The organism is Synechococcus sp. CS-603 (assembly GCF_977929215.1).
Map to the genome: position 1 here is coordinate 307,784 of NZ_OZ376778.1, position 17,548 is coordinate 325,331.

21 protein-coding genes are annotated in these 17,548 nt (G+C 62.8%); 14 read left to right on the plus strand and 7 right to left on the minus strand.

Annotated elements, in window-relative coordinates:
• Positions 1–116: 116 nt before the first annotated feature.
• The 4 genes from ACXMDM_RS01620 (at position 117) to ACXMDM_RS01635 (ending at position 2,978) form a co-directional block, all read left to right on the plus strand.
• A complete protein-coding gene (locus ACXMDM_RS01620) occupies positions 117–764 on the plus strand; it encodes a hypothetical protein (RefSeq protein WP_499569951.1) in 648 nt (215 codons plus the stop codon).
• 217 nt (positions 765–981) lie between these two features.
• A complete protein-coding gene (locus tag ACXMDM_RS01625; RefSeq protein ID WP_499569953.1) occupies positions 982–1,257 on the plus strand; it encodes a BufA1 family periplasmic bufferin-type metallophore in 276 nt (91 codons plus the stop codon).
• A gap of 90 nt (positions 1,258–1,347) precedes the next feature.
• A complete protein-coding gene (gene bufB / locus ACXMDM_RS01630; protein WP_259722792.1) occupies positions 1,348–2,169 on the plus strand; it encodes an MNIO family bufferin maturase in 822 nt (273 codons plus the stop codon).
• The gene (locus tag ACXMDM_RS01635) at positions 2,142–2,978 is read left to right on the plus strand and encodes an HvfC/BufC N-terminal domain-containing protein (protein WP_259722793.1); all 837 of its coding nucleotides are present in this window, start codon (positions 2,142–2,144) and stop codon (positions 2,976–2,978) included. Before bufB ends, ACXMDM_RS01635 begins: the two co-directional genes overlap by 28 nt.
• On the opposite strand, the gene ACXMDM_RS01640 is transcribed toward ACXMDM_RS01635, so the two are convergent.
• Both ACXMDM_RS01640 and ACXMDM_RS01645 read right to left on the minus strand, forming a co-directional pair.
• A complete protein-coding gene (locus ACXMDM_RS01640) occupies positions 2,954–3,595 on the minus strand; it encodes a 2OG-Fe(II) oxygenase (protein ID WP_259722794.1) in 642 nt (213 codons plus the stop codon). The two genes, ACXMDM_RS01635 and ACXMDM_RS01640, sit on opposite strands and share 25 nt — an antisense overlap.
• Positions 3,592–4,062: a protein phosphatase gene (locus tag ACXMDM_RS01645; protein ID WP_071801992.1), complete on the minus strand. Its 471-nt coding sequence runs from the start codon at positions 4,060–4,062 to the stop codon at positions 3,592–3,594. The genes ACXMDM_RS01640 and ACXMDM_RS01645 overlap by 4 nt, the downstream gene beginning before the upstream one ends.
• Positions 4,063–4,145: 83 nt before the next feature.
• On the opposite strand from ACXMDM_RS01645, the gene ACXMDM_RS01650 reads away from it, so the two are divergent.
• The 10 genes from ACXMDM_RS01650 (at position 4,146) to ACXMDM_RS01695 (ending at position 12,130) form a co-directional block, all read left to right on the plus strand.
• Positions 4,146–4,403 (plus strand): hypothetical protein, encoded by a 258-nt coding sequence (locus ACXMDM_RS01650; RefSeq protein WP_071800334.1) that lies wholly within the window; start codon positions 4,146–4,148, stop codon positions 4,401–4,403.
• 40 nt (positions 4,404–4,443) lie between these two features.
• Complete coding sequence (locus tag ACXMDM_RS01655; RefSeq protein WP_071800335.1) at positions 4,444–5,286, plus strand: class I SAM-dependent methyltransferase; 843 nt, start codon at positions 4,444–4,446, stop codon at positions 5,284–5,286.
• Between the two features lie 31 nt (positions 5,287–5,317).
• On the plus strand, positions 5,318–6,226 hold the full coding sequence (locus ACXMDM_RS01660) for an oxidoreductase (RefSeq protein ID WP_071800336.1): 909 nt from the start codon (positions 5,318–5,320) through the stop codon (positions 6,224–6,226).
• Positions 6,227–6,765: 539 nt separating this feature from the next.
• Positions 6,766–7,803: a CobW family GTP-binding protein gene (locus tag ACXMDM_RS01665; protein ID WP_071800337.1), complete on the plus strand. Its 1,038-nt coding sequence runs from the start codon at positions 6,766–6,768 to the stop codon at positions 7,801–7,803.
• Entirely contained in the window at positions 7,800–8,585 is a 786-nt protein-coding gene (locus ACXMDM_RS01670; protein WP_071800338.1) for a DEAD/DEAH box helicase family protein, read from the plus strand. The genes ACXMDM_RS01665 and ACXMDM_RS01670 overlap by 4 nt, the downstream gene beginning before the upstream one ends.
• A gap of 5 nt (positions 8,586–8,590) precedes the next feature.
• On the plus strand, positions 8,591–9,427 hold the full coding sequence (locus tag ACXMDM_RS01675) for a metallophosphoesterase family protein (protein WP_071800339.1): 837 nt from the start codon (positions 8,591–8,593) through the stop codon (positions 9,425–9,427).
• Between the two features lie 5 nt (positions 9,428–9,432).
• Positions 9,433–10,140 carry a phosphoesterase gene (locus ACXMDM_RS01680; protein WP_311134032.1) on the plus strand — a complete coding sequence of 236 codons (708 nt, stop codon included), beginning with the start codon at positions 9,433–9,435 and terminating at the stop codon, positions 10,138–10,140.
• Complete coding sequence (locus ACXMDM_RS01685) at positions 10,137–10,943, plus strand: alpha/beta fold hydrolase (RefSeq protein WP_071800341.1); 807 nt, start codon at positions 10,137–10,139, stop codon at positions 10,941–10,943. The genes ACXMDM_RS01680 and ACXMDM_RS01685 overlap by 4 nt, the downstream gene beginning before the upstream one ends.
• Positions 10,944–10,959: 16 nt before the next feature.
• The gene (locus tag ACXMDM_RS01690) at positions 10,960–11,247 is read left to right on the plus strand and encodes a transposase (RefSeq protein ID WP_071800342.1); all 288 of its coding nucleotides are present in this window, start codon (positions 10,960–10,962) and stop codon (positions 11,245–11,247) included.
• Positions 11,248–11,296: 49 nt separating this feature from the next.
• Positions 11,297–12,130: an IS3 family transposase gene (locus tag ACXMDM_RS01695; protein WP_255448137.1), complete on the plus strand. Its 834-nt coding sequence runs from the start codon at positions 11,297–11,299 to the stop codon at positions 12,128–12,130.
• A 90-nt stretch (positions 12,131–12,220) separates the two neighbouring features.
• On the opposite strand, the gene ACXMDM_RS01700 is transcribed toward ACXMDM_RS01695, so the two are convergent.
• The 5 genes from ACXMDM_RS01700 to ACXMDM_RS01720 all read right to left on the minus strand — a co-directional run bounded on the left by ACXMDM_RS01700 (position 12,221) and on the right by ACXMDM_RS01720 (position 17,542).
• The gene (locus tag ACXMDM_RS01700; protein ID WP_071800343.1) at positions 12,221–13,108 is read right to left on the minus strand and encodes a metal ABC transporter permease; all 888 of its coding nucleotides are present in this window, start codon (positions 13,106–13,108) and stop codon (positions 12,221–12,223) included.
• The gene (locus tag ACXMDM_RS01705; protein ID WP_071801993.1) at positions 13,101–13,838 is read right to left on the minus strand and encodes a metal ABC transporter ATP-binding protein; all 738 of its coding nucleotides are present in this window, start codon (positions 13,836–13,838) and stop codon (positions 13,101–13,103) included. The genes ACXMDM_RS01700 and ACXMDM_RS01705 overlap by 8 nt, the downstream gene beginning before the upstream one ends.
• Before the next feature lie 57 nt (positions 13,839–13,895).
• Positions 13,896–14,798, minus strand: a complete 903-nt coding sequence (locus ACXMDM_RS01710; RefSeq protein WP_259722752.1) for a metal ABC transporter solute-binding protein, Zn/Mn family — start codon at positions 14,796–14,798, stop codon at positions 13,896–13,898.
• Between the two features lie 200 nt (positions 14,799–14,998).
• A complete protein-coding gene (locus ACXMDM_RS01715) occupies positions 14,999–16,066 on the minus strand; it encodes a WD40 repeat domain-containing protein (protein WP_071800345.1) in 1,068 nt (355 codons plus the stop codon).
• 372 nt (positions 16,067–16,438) lie between these two features.
• Positions 16,439–17,542, minus strand: a complete 1,104-nt coding sequence (locus ACXMDM_RS01720; protein ID WP_083544402.1) for a WD40 repeat domain-containing protein — start codon at positions 17,540–17,542, stop codon at positions 16,439–16,441.
• Positions 17,543–17,548: the final 6 nt, after the last annotated feature.

A 17,548-nucleotide genomic window follows, 5' to 3' on the forward strand; every position in this document is an offset into this window, starting at 1 on the left:
TTTGGGGAGATCAGCCCATGCTCTCAAAGGGGGCTCAGTAGCGTTGAAGCGGAAGCCTGCCTCAAGCCCCCGCACTGGATGCACTGTTGAACACACAAGCCGGGAGTTGATTCTTGTTGGTACGCAGAATCACTAGACAGCTCATCTCCATCGCCTCCCGCCTCACCGCAGCAGGGCTTGCCCTGGTACCGCTGGCGGCAGATGCAGCACCAAACGGCACGTGGCTATCCAAACCACAGATCTGGTTTTACACCTCAACCAACACCATCACCCAGACCCTGGCTGGGATGCGCGCGGTTCGCTATCGCGTGGTGTTTCTGGATTACCGGAACGTCGCTGATCCTGTTCAACAGCACGTTGCCCAGGAGGCCCGTCAACAAGGGCTGATGCCCGTGGTCTGGGTGCAATCACCGCAATACCGGTCCATGAGTATTCCAGATCTGGTGCATGAAGCCCGCCATGGGGATGGCATCCAGGTGGATGATCACTTTTTTGCCAATTACACCCGGGCCGACTTTTATCGACTTCGCCAGCTCTACACCAAGCCGATTTTTTGCAGCATCCAGCCCTTCCAGGTTGCGCTTTTGCCTCCCGGCGGCTGCAACCAGCTTGACGTGCAGTGCTACACAGCCCAGACATTTCAACAATGCGTCAAAACGGCTGATCGGCTCGGGGCCGTGGTGAGCTTGTCAACTAAAAACACCCTCGGGTATCAAAACAGCCTGGGTACCCGGCGCTTCAATACGTTCCTTTGGCCCGGCTGAGGGCCACCAGAGGCTGCCCTGCAGGTGGCAACGTTCTGAGGCCAAAATTTCAAAACAAAATCTCAGAATCAAAACGCCGTCAGGGTTCCCACGCACTATGGCAACGGCGCCAATCCGTTCGCCGCCGTCATCGGTATGTCCAACGGTCGGCCATCATCCCGATGCTTGCGCCGCCCACAACTGCCACTTCGCCACCTCCCGCTGGAGGTCTTCGAGCATGACATCTGCAACAGCCAAAACAGCCATGAACGCCGCCCTCTCAGGCGTCCTGGCCCTCGGCCTGGTGGGCGCCACCGCCGGTGAGGCCCTCGCGGGCAAAGCCGGCATGGAGAAATGCGCCGGCATCGCCAAAGCGGGCATGAATGACTGCGGCACCAGCAAGCACAGCTGCGCAGGAGAAGCGAAGGTTTCGGGTGATCCCGAAGAGTGGGTGTACGTGCCCAAAGGCACCTGCAAGAAGATTGTTGGAGGAACGATCAAGCAAGCCAGCTGAACGCAGGTGCCAGTGCCTATCGGGTTGAGGCCAACCATCCCGATAGGTCCATCGGCCAAGACTGGCAACCCAATGAGCCAACCAAGCGCCATGAATCTCCACGGAGTAGGCCTGGGCCTGCGCTCCCAGCACTATGCACCCATTCTCAACACAACCCCGGCCATCCCCTGGTTTGAGGCCCTCTCGGACAACTATCTCGGCGGCGGCCTGCCGTTGCGGCATCTCTCCGCCATCCGGGAGCGCTATCCCCTCACCCTGCATGGGGTCGGCCTGTCGATTGGCTCCGCCGATGCGCTCAACTGGGCTTACCTGCATCGTTTGAAAGCCCTGGCCGATCGGATTGAGCCCGTCTACGTGTCCGACCACCTGGCCTGGGTGTCAAGCGGCGGCCACTACTTCAACGATCTCGCCCCGCTGCCCTACACCGATTCCGTTCTCATTTATGTTGCCGATCGAATCCAGCAGGTGCAGGAGTTCCTGGGCCGGCGCATCCTGATCGAAAACCTGTCGCCCTACCTGCAGTTTGCCGGCAACGACCTCAGCGAATGGCAATTTCTCGCCGCGTTGGCTGAAAAGGCTGACTGTGATCTGCTGCTCGATGTCAACAATATCTATGTCAATGCCATCAATCACGGCTTTGATCCCATGGAGTATCTGGCCGCGATCTCGATTGATCGCGTCAAAGAAATACACCTGGCCGGCTATGAGCAGCAGGGATCCTTTCTCTTCGATACCCATGGAAAGCCGGTGCAGCCTGGTGTTTGGGCGCTGTACGAGCAGGCCCTGGAACGCTTTGGCCCGCTGCCCACCCTGATCGAATGGGATACCGACATCCCCAGCTTTGACGTGCTCCAGGCCGAAGTCCACAAAGCCGAGCAGTGCCGATGCCAACGCCAGCTCCCAACGACCTGATCCGCCTGCAACGGCTGTTCCATGGGGCGATCAGCCCTGGCGGTGATCCGGCCTGCCTGGAAGCGTTGGAGCCACAGCTTCATGGCTCCGGCAACCTCAGCGTGCGGCAGGGGATTGCGGCCTACAAGGGCAGTGTGAAAGGCAAGCTCATCCGTTGTCTGGAGGAGATTTATCCCGTCTGCCGGCGGCTGGTGGGCGCGGCCTTCTTCGGCGGCCTGGCCGAAACGTACGTGATGCAGAACGCGTCAACCTCGCCCGATCTGGGGGACTATGGCGGTGATCTGCCGGTCTTCCTTCAGACCTTCCCGCCTGCCAAAGCATTGCCCTATCTCGCCGATGTGGCGCAACTGGAGTGGCACTGGCACCGGGCCTTCAACGCTGCAGATGAAAGCGGCATCGACCTGACGGCCCTCGCCCAGGTGGCGCCTGGGCAATGGGAGCGGTTGGTGTTCCAACTGCCTCAATCCAGTGTGCTGATGCAATCCGACTTCCCTGTGCATCGCATCTGGCAGGCCAATCAGGCCGACGCCACGGATTCAGAGACCATTGACCTCGATGAGGGGAGTGTGAATCTCTTCATCTGGAGAGATGGGGTTGAAACCCGGATTGACAGGCCGAACCCTGATGAATGGCGGCTGCTGGAAGGCTTTGCCGCCAGAACAGAATTTGGCCAGCTCTGCAGCGAGCTGGATCAGGGGGCGGTCCCTGTGGATCCCGCCGTGTTGCTGCCGGTCTTTGTGCAGCGCGGCTGGGTGCGCTCGTTTGTGCTTGACAGCACCATGCTTCAGGCCGCCAGCCGTTTGACGTAGTCCTCCATCCGGCCGGCATTGATCCAGCCGGTGGCGATGGTTTTGCTGTGCTCCTGGCTCACCCGACCCCGGTGGATGTGTGAGACCCCGGCGGGGAAGATCGCCAGCTTGCCCCGCTCCGCTTGCTCGTGGTGCCCCTGCCAATGGAACTCGGTGCCCCCCTCGGGCAGGGAGTTGCAGTAGAGAATCCAGGCCAGCACGCGGGCGTGGGGTTCGGTGGCCTCATCGCTGAGGGTCCAGTCGCAGTGCCACTGGCGAAAGCCTTCCCTAGGGGCATAGCGCTGCAGGTTGAAGATCGGGTTCACGAACAGGCTCTGCTCGGGGCAGCACTGGCGCAGCAGCGGCCTCTCCTTGAGGTACTGACTGAGGCCGGCGTTCACGCCGCGCAGGATCACCTCGGCTAAGGCGAAGGCCTCTGGATCGCTGCGGTCGGTCGCCACCAGGCTGATATCAGTGGACACCTTCGCGGGCAGGCTGGCTGACTCAGCTTCGGGACCAACCTCAGGGCCGAAGGCCACACCTGGGCGCTGCAGGTCGCTGCGGTGATCAAAAAAGGCCATCACCCCATCGGCCAGGGCCGTGAAGCCGTTGTTTTGATACGTGGCAATCAGGTTCATGGATCGTCTCGCCAGGGCACAGCCACCAGGGCCTCCAGCTTCTGCCAGCGGCCGCGTTCACTCACCCGGCCCTCCAGACCGGCGGCGGCCAGGGCTGCCGCCACCCGCTCGAGATCAAGGGGCTGGCCGTCGCCCGCTTCGGACGCCAGTGGCAGCACCAGCACCTGGGGGTCGGCAGGGTCGGCCAGCAGCTTCAGGCCGAGGCCGTCGAGCTCACGCTCAAAGAACAGCCGCCGCATCCGACCCGCCAACGCAGGCCCCAGGGCGGCGGCGAAGCTTTCGAGGCCGCTGCGATCGCCGCTGCCGCCGCTGTTGAGGGCCAGCCAGATCATCAGCTTGGCCCAGCTCTCGGTGGTCCACAGGGGAGCGAAGCTGCCCCGGTGCTGGCGCACCAGCTCGGCAATGGCGAATTCGAACAGACCGGCCTGGAGGCTGGCGGCGGCGGGAACCGGCGGTGCAGGGGACATCAGCTCAACCAAGCATTTCGGATGAAGCGAGACTGACCCACCCATCGGGGGCCAAACTGTGAGGGCTTGAACCTGACAGACCCATGGGCCTCGACCTCAACGATCCCGAACTGGAGTTCGCAGACCTGGTCTACGCCTACCAGAGCTGGGTCATGGCAGTGATCAATGACGAGAAGCTTGGCGGGGAGGAGAAACTGCTCACCGACGACATCGCCGAGGACGCCCTCAACGCCATGCGCTTCCTGCCCGGCGAAGTCACTTCCGCGATCGAAACCAGCCTCGCCCGGGTCTACGACGTCGATGCCGACGAACTCGCCGACCTGCTGTTCCCTGAAGAATGAGCCGCAAGGGCTGAACGCCGAGCACGACCCATCCACGCCGATGGCCGCTTCCCAGCCTGATTCGCAGGCCACCGGCACCTATGTGCTCGGCACCGACGCCGCCGAACAGCAGCGCCTGAGCCAGCAGCACGCGCTCTGGCTTTCCTCCGCCCAGGAAGCCTGGGGCAGGGCCGGTCTGGCGGCAGGTGAACGGGTGCTTGATCTGGGGGCAGGTCCGGGATTCGTCAGCCTGGAGCTCGCCCGCCAGGTGGGAGCCGGCGGCCGGGTTCTGGCCCTGGAGCTCAGCCCCTCCTACGGGGAGGCCGCCCGACGGGCGGCGGCCGAAGCGGGCCTGGCCCAGCTGGAAGTCCGCCGCCATGACCTCTGCTCTGATCCACTGCCGCAGGAGGGCTTCGACCTTGTCTGGTGCCGCTGGGTGGCGATGTTTCTGCCGTCGCTTGAGCCCCTGCTCGACCAGCTCGCCGCCACCTTGAAACCGGGGGCACGGGTGTTGTTTCACGAATACGTGCACTGGAGCACCTTCGGGCTCCACCCCGATGGCGACGCGGTCCGCCGTTTCGGTGCCGCCGCCCTGGCCAGTTTTCGTGCCGCCGGCGGCGATCCCGATGTGAACCGCCGGCTGCCGTCGCTGCTGGCGGCGCGGGGGTTCCGCATTGATGCCCTGCGGCCATTGCCGCTCCTGGGGAGCCCTGGGGATGCTGGGGATGCCGTGGCGAACTGGCTGGAGAGCTTCGTGGATGTCTATGGCCAGCAGCTGATCCGCCAGGGGTTCTGGACGCCAACCGCCGCCGCTGCCGCCAGCGCCGAGATCGCCGCGGCCAGCCAGGATCCCGGGGCTTACTGGATGGGGCCCACGGTGATGGAACTTCAGGCGACACGATGAAGGCCCTGACCTGTTAGCGCGCCACAAGCCGATGCCCTGGACCACCGCCGACATCCCCGATCAGACCGGCCGGATCGCCCTGATCACTGGAGCCAACAGCGGGCTCGGGTTTGAATCGGCCCGGGCCCTGGCCGGCCATGGCGCCACCGTGGTGCTGGCCTGCCGCTCCCGCCGCAAGGGGGAGGCGGCCCGTGATGAGCTGCTGCCAGCCGCCACCGGCGGGCTGGAGGTGTTGATGCTCGATTTAGCCGACTTGGCCAGCGTGCGTGCCGGGGCCCGTTGGCTGGCCGAGCAATACGGTCGCCTCGACCTGCTGATCAACAACGCTGGTGTGATGGGCACGCCGCGGCAGCTCACCCACGATGGCTTCGAGCTGCAATTCGGCACCAACCACCTGGGCCACTTCGCCCTCACCACGGCCCTGTTGCCGCTGCTGGCCGAGCGGCCCGGAGCCCGGGTGGTCACGGTCACCTCAGGCGCCCAGTTCTTCGGTCGCCTCCCCTTCGATGACCTGATGGGCGAAAGCCACTACGACCGTTGGGCGGCCTACAGCCAGAGCAAGCTGGCCAACGTGATGTTCGCCCTCGAACTGCAGGAGCGGCTGCAGGCAGCCGGCAGCCCGGCGATCTCCCTGGCCGCCCACCCCGGCCTGGCCCGCACCAACCTGCAGCCGGCGTCAGTGGCCGCCAACGGCTCGAAGCTGGAGGGCCTGGCCTACCGGCTGATGGATCCCCTCTTCCAGAGCGCGGCGATGGGCGCCCTGCCCCAGCTCCATGCCGCCACAGCAGCGGAGGCCAAGGGCGGCGAGCACTTCGGCCCCGACCAACTGGGGGGAATGCGCGGCTGGCCGCGGGCCTGCCGGGTGGCACCAAAGGCCCTGAACGCAGAGACCCGCCGCCAGCTCTGGGAGGTCAGCGAAGCGCTCACGGCTGTTGGTTGAGCAAGGGAGATGAACATGCCGAGGATCACCTTTGCAGAAAGCAAGCGGGCTGAGCCCTGTTGATCCATCAAGGGCTAACGCCTTGGCTGGCAATGGCTCACTGGAGAAGGGTTGGTTATCGGTTCAGGATTCGGATTGATAGCCATGCTTGGCCGTGGGCTGGGGTGCTGATCTCCAGCCGCTGATGCTTGCGCTCCCAGCGCATCGGGCGGAACCGCGGACCATGACAGCCAGCGCTCAGCCACCCTTCCGACGGGATCAGGGGAACAGGTCGTGATGGCCGGCTCCTGTCTTTTGGAGTCAGACATCGATGGACTGGCCACACGGTTCCGGATTGCTGTCGCGCTCCTCAGACCTGCCCAGAGAAGAGAGCAGAAGCAGGCTTGCCACAGCGGCGGCTCCGCTAGCGGCCCCTGCATTCAACCAAGCCTGTGAAGGGGTGGTCGCTTGGCGCCGTGTCGCCATCGGATACCGCCATACAAAATTCAGCCCGATAGATGTAGTATGAGAATCGTTCTCAGGCCGATGATCGCGATCTCATGGTCCCTGTGCCCGTCACCGTGCTCACCGGCTTTCTCGGTGCCGGCAAGACCACGCTCCTCAACCACATTCTCAGCAACCAGAAGGGTGTGCGCAGTGCTGTATTAGTCAATGAATTCGGCGAGGTTGGCATCGACAACGAACTGGTGGTGACCACCAGCGACAACATGGTGGAGCTCAGTAACGGCTGCATTTGTTGTTCAATCAACGGTGAGCTGCAAGAGGCGGTTCAGCGCGTTCTGGAGCGCCCTGATCCGCCGGATTTCATCGTGGTGGAGACCACCGGATTGGCCGATCCGCTACCGGTGGCCCTCACCTTCATGGCTGGTGAGTTTCGCGATTTGCTCCGTTTGGATTCGATCATCACCTTGATCGATGCCGAGCATTTTGATGGCGCTTTTGTTGAGAAGAGCCCGATTGCCAGGGCTCAAGTTGTGTACGGCGACATCCTTGTACTCAACAAATGTGACCTTGTCGATGCCGAACGGCTAGTGGCCGTGGAGGCTCGCCTGAGGGAGATCAAGCCCGATGCCCGCATCCTGCATGCCAGCCATGGCGATGTGCCCCTGTCAATGCTGCTGAGTGTGGGCCTGTTCGAAACGGATCTATTGGTGGCGCTCCAAGACCAGGAAGCGCTCAGAAAGGATCACGACCACCACGTCCATCACGGCCAAGATCACCAACACAACCACCATCAATCGCACGACCATGTGCACAACCACGCAGACGCCCACACGCCTGAGCTGGAGGGATTCCGTTCAGTGTCTCTAGCGGCAGATGCTCCCTTTGATCTACGCCGCTTTCAACACTTTCTCGACAAGCAGCTGCCGGCCAACGTGTTTCGAGCCAAGGGGGTGCTCTGGTTTCGCGAGAGCAACCGCCGCCACCTGTTTCACCTCTGCGGCAAACGCTTCACGATTGATGATTCCGACTGGCCGCAAGGCAGCCCTCGGCACACCAAGGTGGTAGCGATCGGCAAAGACATTGATCAGGCCGGCCTAAAGGCGCAGCTCGAGGCCTGTTTGGCAGAACGATGAGCCAGATCCTGCTGATCTCCGGACCTCCAGGCTGTGGCAAGACGGCCTGGATCCTGAAACATTTTCAGGCCCACCTTGGGCCTTGCGGCTACCTCCGCCTTCCCGGATTTGCGGATGAAGGCCTGCAACACGCTGAGGATGGCGGCCTCGACCAGGCCTTTCTGTGCGATCAATGCCCGGAACTGATGGATCTCGCTGACCAAGACGTCAGCCTGGCTTCACACGCCACCAATCTGCTGGCCTGCCTTGAGATACCACAGTTTCACCACCCAGCGGAGAGCGGATTGGCCGGGATCGATCGACGCCTGATCCCCCAGCTGGCGGCCCTGCAGCTGATGCCTCAGTGTCATCTGCATTTTGGCCGTGATAACGAATTGCCCCAGCAGGACACCCTCGAATTCAGCGCTCTTGAGCACCACAGCCTGCCGCTCAATGGTGCGGTGTGGGATCCAGACAGTCTGAGCAGCTTCTGGTTTGAGCTGGTGAATGGAGCCTACGGCGATATTTTCCGCGCCAAGGCCCATGTCAACCTGCCTGACGGCCGCGGCTTCCTGTTCAACTGGATCGTGAGCCAGGAGGGGTCCCAATTTCTACCCTTGCTGGAGCTGGAATCACCACATGGACGTCCAACGCGGTTGTCGCGATTGGTCGTGCAAGGGAAGCAACTTCAGCTGAACCAGATACAAAACACGATCAACGACTGCCTGCTCAGCGACGCGGCTCTGGAGCTGCAGCAGGGGCCCTTGCGCCAACAGCAACAACTGCCGACCCCATCGCCTTGACACCCATGGCTATCGCCGTTCTCTCCTGCTTGCACGCCAACCTGGCCGCCGTGGAGGCGGTGTTGGCCGACATTGATCAGTTGGGTCTTGACACCATCATCTGCCTGGGTGATCTGGTTGGCTATGGCCCCCAACCCAATGAGGTGGTGGAGCTGGTACGTGAGCGGGGCATTCCCAGCTGCCAGGGCTGCTGGGATGAGGACATCATCGAGGGGCTCGATGCCTGCGATTGCAGCTATCCCTCCCAACTGGCCGAACGACGTGGGCAGCTGGCACACCATTGGACAGCGTCCCAGCTCAAGGCTGAAAACCGAGACTTTCTGGCAGGCCTTCCTTTTTCGCTACGCCGTGGGCGCCTGTTGTTTGTGCATGGCAGCCCCAACAGTCAGCACGAATATCTCCTGCCTGACATGAATGCTTTCACGGCCCTGGAGCGAGTCGATTCTGCGGAGGCCGACACCTTGCTCTGTGGCCACACCCATCGCCCCTATGTGCGCAGGTTGAACCATGGCTCCATCCGGGTGCGGGTTCAGAAACCTGCTGGCGCCGCAACCTCAAGTTCCAATCTCGCGAGCAGCGAGCATCAGCTCGATCTACCGCTTCGCCGCCTCATCAATGCGGGGTCGGTAGGCGAACCACGGCACGGCAGCACCAAGGCCACGTACATCACTGTCGACGAAGACCATGACGCGGTAGAGATCCGTGAAGTGAGCTACGACGTGGAGCGCACCTGCCAGGCCATCCTGAATGCGGGACTTCCGCCCATCTTCTCTTGGCGGCTTCGCCATGGATTCGAGTACGCCGAGCGGGCCGACGACGCTGCTCACGTTTGTGAGCGTTGATGGCGATGTGGGCACTTTTGAGTGGACTGCGCGGAAACCTGAAGGCCTATGAGGCCGTGCTCAGGGATCTTCGGCGTGAGCGAGTGAGCACTCTGTTCATTCTGGGCGATCTGGTGGGCCCTGACCCAAGCTGTCATGCCCTGCTGGAACGACTCCGGAACCCACGACGGGGGGAGTTGCAACCCCAGTGTGTCGTCGGCTGGTGGGATGAACAGCTCCTGGCGGAGTGGGGATACCGCGGGCGCAGCCGCGCCGATGGGTTGCGGGCGGCGCAAGGGGAGGCTGCCGTGGAATCACTGCTGAACGCGGTGGATCAAGCCGATATGGCCTGGCTGGCCAACCTGCCATTCGGCTTTAGGGAGCTTGACTGCGCCCTCCTGCACGGAAGCTCCGCCGATGTGAGCGACAGCCTCTCCAGCGACAGCTCACCACTGTTACTGCTCGATCGCCTCACACGGATGGATGTCAATCGACTGTTCACCGGCCGAAGCGGGGAGCAATTCTGTGTGGAGCTCAGCGGCGGCCTCGATTCCAACCTCCAGCACCTCGCTGGCGTGGAGGAGCATCACCAATCCGTACCGGCCCGCAAGGTGATCGGCGTGGGCTGCGTGAACCCGGGCCCAACGGCAGGGCCCAGCACTTACTGCCTCTACAATCCCGGATCCGATCAGGTCTTTTTCCAGCAGGTCGTCGCTCAGCGAGGTTTTGCATGAGCAGAGCCTTTGCTGGAGAGGTTGAACGGCTACGTCTCAATCTGGCGGGGCACCAGCTCACCGTCGTGCTGGAGCGCCGCGGACCAGCAGCCGCACCCCTTTGGCTGCTCCTACCTGCCCTGAGCACGGTTTCGAGCCGAAGCGAATGGCTGGCGTTTGTAGAGGCGGTCGGGGATCAACGCCAGCTGGTGAGCTTTGACTGGCTCGGTTTCGGTGAGAGTGATCGGCCGCCGATGGACTACGACGCATCGCTGCAGCGCTTCGTGCTCCAAGGCGTGTTGGACCATCTCGCTAGCCACCACTCCCAACCGGTCACGGTGGTTGCTGCCGGACACAGTGCCAGCCTGGCCCTCTCCCTGGCGGCGGAGTGCTCGAATCAGTGGCAAGGACTCATAGCGGTTGCACCGACCTGGCGCGGCCCCCTGCCCACCATGACTGGCTGGTCACCCCAGAGCTTTGGCTGGTTGCGACAGCTGCTGGCAGCGCCCTTGATCGGACCAGCGCTCTACTGGCTCAATACCAGCCGACCCGTGCTGCAGGTGATGCTGCGACGCCACGTGTGGATGAATCCTGCGCTGCTGACGCAGGCGCGAATATTTGAGCAGCAGAGCATCGCCCGTCAACCCGGTGCGCGCTACGCGAGTGCTGCGTTTGTCAGCGGTGGACTGGATGCCGCCACACATGGCAGGTGGTGGCGGCAACAGGCGACGTTGCTGAAGTGCCCTCTTCATGTCGTGCTGAGGTGGTCTGGCTTTTCTGGACAGGCCCCATCGTTAACCTCTGAGGCGGGGCACTGCCCTTGAAAAGGGGCTCCCAGCCATGAGCAAACGCCGTACCCACAGCCCAGAGTTCAAGGCCAGAGTCGCCATGGAGGCGATCAGTGGCCGCAAGACGCTCCAGGAGATTGCCGCTGATCACGCGATCCACCCGATCCAGGTGAGCCAGTGGAAGAAGCAGATGCTGGAGGGCGCCAGCGATCTGTTCACCCGAGGCAAGAAGAGCAACGCCAACGAGGAAGTACAGGCCAAGGAGGCGGAGCTGTTCCAGCAGATCGGTCGGCTCCAGATGGAACTGGAGTGGCTTAAAAAAAAGTCTCAGCTGCTGTGATGCCCGTGAACTGCGCAAGCTGGTCGACCACGATCACCCTGAGATCAGCATCACCCGGCAGTGTGAGCTGCTGGGGCTGCCACGATCCACGCTCTACTACCGGCCCACACCGGTGCGTGAATCGACGCTGCGGATCATGGCCAGGATCGATGCGCTGTATTTGGAGGATCCCTGCAGCGGCAGCCGCCGGATGGTGGACTACCTGGCCAGAGAAGGGATCCCGATCAGCCGTGACCGTGTCCGAAACCTCATGCGCCGCATGGGTTTACGGGCCATCTACCAGAAGCCACGCACCACAGTGCCAGGTGAGCCATCGGAGCGCTTTCCATGCCTGGTGGACCTCAAGGAGGTCAAGAAAGTGGATCAGGTTTGGGCAACGGATATCACCTATATCCCGCTGCGGAAAGGCTTTCTCTACCTCGTGGCTGTTGTGGATCTGTTCTCCAGGCACGTGCTCAGTTGGAAGCTTTCCAACAGCCTTGACACGGAATTCTGCCTGGAGGCATTGGAGATTGCTCTTACCGGTGGGCGAAAGCCACAGATGTTCCACTCCGATCAGGGGTGTCAGTTCACCTCCGGTGACTTCGTGGCAAGGCTCAAGACAGAGGAGATCAAGATCAGCTGGTCTGGTAGAGGACGCTGTTACGACAACATCCTGGTGGAGAGACTATGGAGGACAGTCAAATATGAGGAGGTGTACCTGCGCGCCTACAGCGATGGCTGGGAAGCTGAAATCAGCTTGTCCCGATTCCTGTGGAGGTACTGCCATGTAAGACCCCATAGCTCATTGGATAGCAAAACTCCCAATGAGGTCTACAATCAAATTGAACCCTGTCCCTCCCGCCCGAGGTTAACGATGTCAGGGGCCAGATCTGTCCAATAAAAGCCATCCACCTCATGCTGGCTGACGAAGCACCTCCCCGCTCACGACTCCAGATGCAGGCCTTGGCACAAGACGCCGATCAAGTCACGGTCATCGCCGGGCGCTTGGGCTTGCATCAGGAGTTCGGCGGTCTGCTGGCCCAACAACTGCTGGAGACCACGGGCGGAACTGGCTGATCAAAAGCGCCAGCAGGAAGCCGGCGAACTGCACGATCACCACACAGGGGCCAGAGGGCAGGTTGGTGATCCCCGAGCTGAGCAGGCCGATGACGGCGCAGCCTCCACCCAGCACAGCCGATGTGGTCACATAGATCGAAAATCTACGGCTCAACAACCGGCCGGCACACGCGGGAATCACCACGAAGGCACTGATCAGCAGCACACCCACCGCCTTAATTGACACGGCCACCACGACCGCCAACAGCACGATGAAGGAGAGGCGGTGGACAAGGCCTTGGACGCCGAAGGCTCCTGCCAGATCGCCATTGAGGGTCAGCAACACCTGAGCTCGCAGGCTCAGGGCCAAATACACCAGAGCACCAAGTAACAACGCCCCGATCACCCCCAGATCCAACCAGCTGATGCCGAGGATGTCACCGAAAAGAAGCTGCTGGATTCCACCCCGGTAGGACTTCACCAGGCTCAGCGCCACCACCGCAAAGGCCAAGGAAGTGGAATAGACGATGTTGAGCAAGGCATCGGTGGGCAGGCGGCTGCGCTCCACCAGCAGGTTCACCAGCAGGGCAAATCCCACCGCAAAGGGGATCAGCACCAAGGTGGGGTTGAGGCCCAGGAGGATCCCCAAACTGATGCCCAGGAGGGCCGAGTGGCCAAGCGCATCACTGAAAAAAGACAGCTGACGCAACACGGCAAAGCTGCCTAATAAGCCTCCGAGTGCGCCTGTGAGCAGACCGCCGATCAGGGCCCGCTGCATGAACGGCTGCGCCAGAACAGTACCCAGGGCTCCCACCTCAATCATGAAGGCTGCCGCTGCGCTCGTGATGATGCCGGTAGGGCACCATGTTGGGTCCGTAAAGCTCGCTCAGACGCGACGGACTGAGGGCATGGTCTGGCGACCCACTGCAACACAGCCGTCGGTTCAGACACAGAACCTGATTGCAGCTGCGTCGCACCATGTCCAGATCGTGGGACACATGCAAGACAGTCCAGCCCTCCTGACGACGAAGCTCCAGCAACAGCAGCTGGAACTGTGCCGCGGAGGGTGCATCCAAGCCGGCCTCAGCCTCATCGAGCACCAGCAACCGACGAGGCCGCACCACACAGAAGGACAGCAGCACCCGCTTGAGTTGCCCTCCGGACAGCTCGCTGAGCAACCGATCTCCCAGATCGCCGCAGCCAGTACGCACCAGGGAGCGGCGCACCGCCTGGCGCCGACGTTCGCCACCACGCCAAGGCAGCGTTGGACCCGGCGGATCAAACCCAAAACCCACGAACTCCGCCACCGAGAGCGGAAACTGCCCTTGCAAGCTGAGGGCCTGGGGCACGTAGGCGATCTGAGCGCGCACGGAACGGGGCAGCTGGCCCAGCGGGCCAAGCCGCTGGCCGAGGATCTGCACCGTGCCTCCCTGGTGGGGCAGCAGACCGAGCAGGGCTGCCACCAAAGTGCTCTTACCAGCGCCGTTGGGCCCCACCAGTGCGGTATCGCTTTCGCTGGGCAACTCAAAGGACACCCCATCAACGGCCAGCATCCCGTCGCGCCTCACGGTGAGGCCTTCAACCCGTAGCACCGGCTCAGCCTTCAAGGTTCAGCCACCGAAAGCCGAGAGCAAATCGGCCCCATTGCGGCGCATCACGGTGAAGTAGGTACCCGGGTCCCGCGATGCTTCCTCACTGCCGGTTTCCAGGGGGTCAAACACGCTGATCTTCACTCCAAGATCCCTGGCCAGCGCGTTGAAGGAGCGGTTCCCCTCCTGGGGTTCAGTGAGCAGGGCCCGCAACTGGGTGCGCTCCACGATCTCGCTCACCCGCTGCAGATCGGCGGGGGTGGGATTCATCTCGGGCACGTCCACCAAGTACTCCGCCTTAAGGCCGAAGCGCTCGGCGAAGTAGGGGGCGAAATCGTGGAAGGCCACGAAGGTCTTGCCCTGGAAGGGCTTGAGCTGGCCTGCTAACTCAGTGTTGAGACTTCTGAGCTGGGTGGTGTAGGCCTCCGCATTGCGGCGATAGCCCTCAGAACAGCTCGGATCGGCCTTCGTCAGCCCGTCCCGAATGTTTTCCACCTGCTGCACCGCCCGCAGCGGATCAAGCCAGATGTGGGGATTCACCTCGCCGTGGGCATGGCCGTGGGCTTGATCGTTCTCCTGGCTGTGGCCCTGCTCCTGCGGCGAATCAATTGTGGCCACCCCGCGGCTGGAGTCGATCACCACCAGCTGGCTGTTACCGACTGAGCTCACAAGCTTGTCGAGGAAGGCCTCCATATCCAGACCGTTCTTCACAAGCACGCGAGCCTCGCGTAGCGCTGCCAGATCACCCGGCTTGGCCTGGAAGTCGTGGGGGCCCGTGTTAGGCGGAATCAGGGCAGTGACTTCAGCGCAATCACCAGCCACCGCCTTCGTGAACAGGGTGATCGGCAGGAAGGTGGTCATCACCTTGAAGCCCTTGCCACCGGAACTGGCGTCATTGGCCTGTTGCGGGGCTCCGCAGGACACCAGGACAAGAGCCAGTCCCAACAGCCCCGTACGTCGCAGAGAGGAAAAGAGAACGCTCATCAAGATTCAGGGAGAAAAAAGGAAAACCCAGCAACAGGAGGCATCGCAACGAACGCCGCAACAACCAGAACCAAAACCAGAATGAGAATCGTTCCCATAGTAGCGGAGTCCACCTTCCCCGCATGAGCGGGTCCCGCTATTCAGGCGTCAGGCACCTCACTGGAGGTGAGCGGCCACATCACCCAAGCTCCCTCGTCTCCGCCAGCGGCGAGGGCCTGACCGTCAGAGCGCCAGACCACACGGCTTAGCCCCTGACCATCCAGGTCGAGCACTTGGAGCAGCGATCCGGCTTCCGTCCACAGCGCTGCTGTGCCATCGCGCGAAGCCGTCACGATCGGCACCTGAGCTGTGCCAAAAGCCAGTGCCGTGATCCGATCCTGATGCCAGGGGAGCAGCACGGCGTTCCAGGACTCGAGGTCGTCTTCTGGGCCGGACCACAGGACCGCGGCCTCCGCCGCAGCGACCAGTAGTCCCTGCTGCCCGCTGGGTAACCGCGCCAAATCAATGGCATGAATCTTTCCCAGTAAGTCACCGACGCCGAGCAAGGGTCGCTGCAGATCCCGCCAAAGCACCACGCGCCGGTCTATCAAGCCCGCCACTAGCCAAGGTGGATCGACGCCCCACACCAGTTGCAACACCGCCGAGCCCGTTTCCAGCTGTAGGGGCCCTGCAACTTGCGCTGAGGCCAGCGGCAGGGCCCAGATACACACCCCCTGCCCCGTGCCCGCAGCCAGCTGATCACCCAATGGACTCCAGCTCAGGGCCATGACGGCAGAGCCTGGACTGCGCAGCGGCGGCAGCCAGGCCTGATCGTCGCGGTTCCAGATCCAGATCTCTGCGCCCCGCGCCACTGCCAGCAGCGCACCACCCGGCTGCCAGGCCAGTTGATCGATCCAGCCCCCCACCGGAGGCACCGACATCCGTTGGGGCAGATCACCATCCAGGCGCCAGAGCGAAACAACCCCGCCCTCTCCGGCAGCCGCCAGCCAGTTGCCACAGCTGGAGAATCCCATGGCGTCAAAGCCCCGACTGTCTGCATCGTTGGCGTCGCGAAGGGGCCAATCCACGCCGGCCTGAAAGTCCACCAGGATCAGCTCTCCTTCGGCGCTGGCAATCCCGAGCTGGGCTGCATGGGGCGCCCAGGCCAATCCGGTGATGCAGCCCTGAACCCTGCCGCGCAGTCGCTGCGTCACTGGACCTTGGGCCATCGGCGAGCCAGTAGGTGAGCGTTCAACCATCACCGGTGGACCACTCCAGAAGCAACCCCACTGAGAGCAGCCAGGCCTGGTGGCGCAGCAGCCCACCCTGCATCTGCTCGAAGCATGCTTGCTCCTCCGCTGGGGGCTCGTGCTCTCAGGGGTGCTGCCCGGAAGATTCCTGCGCGCCCGAGGTCATCGGCAGACGCCAGAGCCTTGGGGCAAAGGGCAGCAGCATGGGCTCCACATGAATAAATGAGAATCGTTCTCACAGAATCGATTGCATGTCTGGTTCGGTCTGGCGGCGGGCATAGCGGCGCGTTCCTGCCAGAGGGAGGGCCCCACGGCCATCGTGTGAGGCGGAGTTCAGCCGCCATCAGGTTGTCAGCGAAAACCCTTTCCACTGGTTGGCGCTCTGCCTGCGCTGCCTTGGGGAATGTTCATCGGCCAAAGCCACCAGCGGCCCTGATCCCCGCCGGCGGCCAAGTGCCGCCCGTCGGGCCGCCAGGCAAGGGCATTGAACCCCTGGCCCTCGCCCTCCAGGGGCTGGCGCAGGCGCCCGCGGCCATCCCAGAGCCCCACCGTGCCATCGGCCGAGGCACTGGCCAGCAGGGGGCGGCCCGGTGCGAAGGCCAGGGCGGTGACACGTTTCTGATGCCAGATCAGGGGTTCGGGCTTCCAACCCTGTGAGCTTTTGTCCTGTTGTCTCCAGAGAACGACGCTGTCTCCAGAGGCGACGGCCAGCGGTGGTGCGAATCGGCTGGACTGATCACTCCAGGCCAGGGCCCGCACCTTGGCCGGAAAGCCACTGAACTGCCAGGGGCGAACATGGCCGACCGCAGGCCATAACAGCAGCGAACGATCCATTTGGCCGCTGGCCAGCAATCCGCCCATGGGCGAGAAGGCCAAGGCGAGGCCAGCGGAGCCTGTGGGTGCTCGCCAGGGCTCATCAGCCAGCGGCGTTGTTGGACGCCAGATGGCGACTTCCTTATGACAACTAGCAGCCAGCTGCAGCCCGTCAGGGCTCCAACTCAGGGCCTGCACGCTGCCGGGAAGACTGAGCGTGTCAGGGCGCCATTGACGCTTGGCTCCATCCCAGAGGCGCACCTGACGACCAGCGGCGACCGCCAGGAGCAGTCCATCGGGTTGCCACAGCGCCGCATCGAGCCAACCGGCTCCCAAGGGCAATGGCTCAAGGGCCATCGGCCGGATACCACTGCCACCCAGTTCCCAGAGCAGCAGCTCACCGGCCTGACCCACCGCCATCAGGAACTGTCCATCGGCACTGAAGCCAATGGAATCGAGGCTGACATCGCGATCTCCTTGGAGCAGCTCCTCAAAGCCGGCCCTGAAATCCAAGAACAGCAACTCGCCGCCGGCACTGGCGATGGCCAGGAATTCGCCATCCCTCGACCAGCTCAGCGTTGTGATCGCCTGTTGGAGCTCACCGCAGAGCCGCTCGCTCACCAAGGTCGCTGGTGCTGGCATCCGTCC

What these genes read in the sequence shown, in the direction of transcription:
- bufB (WP_259722792.1), top strand. Translation starts at nt 1,348, where the DNA reads ATGAATCTCCACGGAGTAGGCCTGGGCCTGCGCTCCCAGCACTATGCA.
- ACXMDM_RS01665 (WP_071800337.1), top strand. Translation starts at nt 6,766, where the DNA reads ATGGTCCCTGTGCCCGTCACCGTGCTCACCGGCTTTCTCGGTGCCGGC.
- ACXMDM_RS01660 (WP_071800336.1), top strand. Translation starts at nt 5,318, where the DNA reads ATGCCCTGGACCACCGCCGACATCCCCGATCAGACCGGCCGGATCGCC.
- ACXMDM_RS01655 (WP_071800335.1), top strand. Translation starts at nt 4,444, where the DNA reads ATGGCCGCTTCCCAGCCTGATTCGCAGGCCACCGGCACCTATGTGCTC.
- ACXMDM_RS01675 (WP_071800339.1), top strand. Translation starts at nt 8,591, where the DNA reads ATGGCTATCGCCGTTCTCTCCTGCTTGCACGCCAACCTGGCCGCCGTG.
- ACXMDM_RS01720 (WP_083544402.1), bottom strand. Translation starts at nt 17,542, where the DNA reads ATGCCAGCACCAGCGACCTTGGTGAGCGAGCGGCTCTGCGGTGAGCTC.
- ACXMDM_RS01685 (WP_071800341.1), top strand. Translation starts at nt 10,137, where the DNA reads ATGAGCAGAGCCTTTGCTGGAGAGGTTGAACGGCTACGTCTCAATCTG.
- ACXMDM_RS01705 (WP_071801993.1), bottom strand. Translation starts at nt 13,838, where the DNA reads ATGCTGGCCGTTGATGGGGTGTCCTTTGAGTTGCCCAGCGAAAGCGAT.
- ACXMDM_RS01640 (WP_259722794.1), bottom strand. Translation starts at nt 3,595, where the DNA reads ATGAACCTGATTGCCACGTATCAAAACAACGGCTTCACGGCCCTGGCC.
- ACXMDM_RS01690 (WP_071800342.1), top strand. Translation starts at nt 10,960, where the DNA reads ATGAGCAAACGCCGTACCCACAGCCCAGAGTTCAAGGCCAGAGTCGCC.
- ACXMDM_RS01625 (WP_499569953.1), top strand. Translation starts at nt 982, where the DNA reads ATGACATCTGCAACAGCCAAAACAGCCATGAACGCCGCCCTCTCAGGC.
- ACXMDM_RS01645 (WP_071801992.1), bottom strand. Translation starts at nt 4,062, where the DNA reads ATGTCCCCTGCACCGCCGGTTCCCGCCGCCGCCAGCCTCCAGGCCGGT.
- ACXMDM_RS01700 (WP_071800343.1), bottom strand. Translation starts at nt 13,108, where the DNA reads ATGATTGAGGTGGGAGCCCTGGGTACTGTTCTGGCGCAGCCGTTCATG.
- ACXMDM_RS01670 (WP_071800338.1), top strand. Translation starts at nt 7,800, where the DNA reads ATGAGCCAGATCCTGCTGATCTCCGGACCTCCAGGCTGTGGCAAGACG.
- ACXMDM_RS01650 (WP_071800334.1), top strand. Translation starts at nt 4,146, where the DNA reads ATGGGCCTCGACCTCAACGATCCCGAACTGGAGTTCGCAGACCTGGTC.
- ACXMDM_RS01680 (WP_311134032.1), top strand. Translation starts at nt 9,433, where the DNA reads ATGTGGGCACTTTTGAGTGGACTGCGCGGAAACCTGAAGGCCTATGAG.
- ACXMDM_RS01635 (WP_259722793.1), top strand. Translation starts at nt 2,142, where the DNA reads ATGCCAACGCCAGCTCCCAACGACCTGATCCGCCTGCAACGGCTGTTC.
- ACXMDM_RS01715 (WP_071800345.1), bottom strand. Translation starts at nt 16,066, where the DNA reads ATGGCCCAAGGTCCAGTGACGCAGCGACTGCGCGGCAGGGTTCAGGGC.